3 protein-coding genes are annotated in these 2,943 nt (G+C 59.0%); all 3 read right to left on the bottom strand.

Features of this window, described 5'->3' with window-relative positions; all coding sequences use genetic code 11:
* Positions 1–95: 95 nt before the first annotated feature.
* The gene (locus JWR14_RS36595; RefSeq protein ID WP_299719328.1) at positions 96–1,067 is read right to left on the bottom strand and encodes a transposase; all 972 of its coding nucleotides are present in this window, start codon (positions 1,065–1,067) and stop codon (positions 96–98) included.
* A 360-nt stretch (positions 1,068–1,427) separates the two neighbouring features.
* Positions 1,428–2,459, bottom strand: a complete 1,032-nt coding sequence (locus tag JWR14_RS36590; RefSeq protein ID WP_299719326.1) for an ADP-heptose--LPS heptosyltransferase — start codon at positions 2,457–2,459, stop codon at positions 1,428–1,430.
* Positions 2,460–2,468: 9 nt separating this feature from the next.
* The coding region (locus JWR14_RS36585) for a polysaccharide biosynthesis protein (RefSeq protein ID WP_299719324.1) at positions 2,469–2,943 on the bottom strand (475 nt) is incomplete at its 5' end.

Here is a 2,943-nt window from a genome sequence, read left to right as displayed (position 1 = left end):
ATTCACATGCGCCGCACAGCGTTTCCTCTCAAAACCATTCATCACACCGGACGAGACGTGGCCCTGTGGACTATCCAGCGTTAGCCTTGCACGTCCTAGCCTTGCACGTCCGCATAACGGCGGACCTCAACGCGTTCCAGCGCTGCCGCGCGTTCGCGCTTCGGCTCCTGCTGCGCCTGGCTGGCCGCAGGATTGGCGACGGGCGCCGCACGATGCGGCGCGTCCGCGGCGGTTTGCACCGGGTGAGTCATGCGCGTGGATTGCGCCGCGATCCATCTGCGAGACCATTCGAGCGCGTACTCCGCCGCTTCCTGTGGGTTCTCGTAGCGCGGACCGATCAGGCCAGAACGCTCCACCCGACGGCCGTCCTTCACGATTTCAGCCCAGCCGCGGAACATGCTGCCCGCTACCGGCCGCGCGATGGCGTAGATGGCGTAACCGTGACCGTCATGCACAGGGGCGCAATCGGGCTCGAAGGCCATGGGCAACGAATCAACGGAATGGTGCCGTGCGCCCGACGGTTCACGCTGCAGCGAACGCGACGCCGAGGCGGCCATGGCCGCCCGGGTTGGCGACAAGGGCGTTGGCGCGTTGGCGCGCGCGACGTCGTGCGCTTCGGCAATCCGGCGCGGGACGGTGGCGAAAAGCGCGTCCACCCCATTTGCGCCGTTTCCGTCCGAATCGCCCCACGACTCCGGGTTCTGCCAGAACACGCCGCGCAGGCGATCGCATTCATAGGTGGCCTGCGTCTGGCGCGGCGGCGCTTCGGTCGGCGTGGACGGCACAATGGCGAAGGACCGGCCACGCGATGCGAGCCGCGTCACCATTTCGAGCAGCGTGCCGTTCATTTGCCAGTCGTTGAAACGACGGCGGCAGGTAGGCACGGTCGGGTAGTGACTGGGCAGCTTCGACCAGGTTTCGCCTGTGGTGAGGATCCACAGCACGGCATTCACGATCGTGCGCGGGTGCGCTCGCGGGCGGCCACGCCGGTGTTCACGGACTTCACCTTCTGTCACGAGGGCGGCAACCAGGGCCCATTCTTCATTACTAAGTTCGTCGAAAAACATTGCGTTGCTCCATGCAGCCGGACGGCGCTGCGAATGTTGAACCAAGCGTAGCGGGCGTCTTTACTGCCCGCAAAACGGATGAATCAAGAAATTCGAGATGTTCGCAAACGTTTGCTAAATACCACAAGATGGTGCATGTAATTTGCATCTATTCCGCTAGCTGGTGCAGAACAGGTTCCAAAGCGGCGCACAACTCACCGTAACACTTGCGTATGAAGATTATGTGCAGGAAGCATACCACCCTAATGGTTTGCCCGAATATGACAAAGCAGTAGATTTTCAGGGAACGTTATTAGAAATAATTCTTACATTTCCAAGTAATTTATTCCGATCAATCGATTGAGGTATTCGGTACGATTATTAAGCAAATCCAGAAAAATCCACGTCTATCTTTAGTGCTCGATAAGCGCGTTCGACCCGCTCCACATCTGATGCCCGGTTACTGGCTTGTATGCCTTCCAATTCAGGAACGGGCAAGGAGACAGGCTTGCAGAACGGATAGTCGCGCACCCGCAAATCTGGTGCGATGGTGGTGAAGAACGCCGTTGTGGGAATATCAAAACCGGCAGCTACATGAACGGCGGCTGTATCGGGTGTCACCAGATACGCGGCGTGCTTGATCCATGCGAGAAAATCTGCCGTGTCGGGCGCTCGCGAGGTGACGTCAGTGTAAACCATATGATCGAGATTGCCAAAACCCGCCACGGGGAGCCTGTAGCGCTGCCACAAGGCTTCCACGAAGTCCTTGTTCATGGACGCAGGGATGCTGCGCACGGGCGTACTCGCGGTGGGGCACAGCAATACATAGTCGCCCTTTACCGCCTGAGGCCGTGGCAGCACCAATGCCTGCAGCCAATGATTGCGCTTGTCCATAGCGGGGACTTCGTCGGCCTTTATCCCCATTGCGTCGAGAAAAAAATCGATCATAGGGAGCGAGGAAAACTTGGGCCAGAATAAATGATTACCTAAGTCGATACGTAACTCTGTGTAAGGGAGTGTGTCGAGAATCACGGGTAAATCGATGACAGACCCCAATAGCGGTGCGGCCAGCTCGTAAATGCGCTTCACATAGCCGGGCGCATGAGCCGGTCTGTAAATCGTGAAGGAAAGGTGTGGGAATCGCGCCTTGATGGCAATAAGAGCGGTAAGGCCGATGACGGAATCGCCTAGTGTCACACCCATGCCATTAATTACGTGTACACGCGACGCCGCGGCGTAATCCGGATTGAATTCAACCAAAGCGGCATTGCAAATGCCATTTGAAAGCCCAAGAGCGCGATAACCTTCGGCAGCGCTATTCGATACTTCTAGATCGTAGGACGCCACGATCTCGCCGTGCGGCGAGAGCAGCGACCCGGGATTCGTTAACGCGGAGGCGGCATCCAGCAGCATCCGCGGCGATCAGTTCGACGAGCCCACGCGCAACGGCGGGACGCTCTGCAACACCGGCGGCATGGTCGTCTGATATTCCGGCACCCAGCGACGCAGGTCGCGCCGCACTTCTTCGTCAGCCAGCACGCGATGCTGCATCAGCCACGGCAGCAATTCATCGAGGAAGTGATTCGGCACTTCGCGCGCCTGTGCGATCCGCAGCTTCGGATGGGGGGTGCGTGTGGTCGTTTCGTCGTCAGCAAGCAGCTCTTCATACAGCTTCTCGCCCGGCCGCAGGCCCGTGAACACGATCCGGATTTGCTCCTCCGAGAACCCGTACAAACGGATCAGATCGCGCGCCAGATCCACAATCCTTACCGGCTCACCCATATCCAGGATAAAGATCTCGCCGCCACGGCCCATGCTCGACGCTTGCAACACCAGTTGCGCGGCCTCGGGGATCGTCATGAAGAAGCGCGTGATCTCCGGGTGCGTGACCGTTACC

Source organism: Caballeronia sp., from assembly GCF_028292365.1.
In the GTDB taxonomy this organism is placed as follows: Bacteria; Pseudomonadota; Gammaproteobacteria; order Burkholderiales; family Burkholderiaceae; genus Caballeronia.
This window is presented reverse-complemented; position numbering and strand designations above follow the sequence as displayed.

What these genes read in the sequence shown, in the direction of transcription:
- JWR14_RS36595 (WP_299719328.1), bottom strand. Translation starts at nt 1,067, where the DNA reads ATGTTTTTCGACGAACTTAGTAATGAAGAATGGGCCCTGGTTGCCGCC.
- JWR14_RS36590 (WP_299719326.1), bottom strand. Translation starts at nt 2,459, where the DNA reads ATGCTGCTGGATGCCGCCTCCGCGTTAACGAATCCCGGGTCGCTGCTC.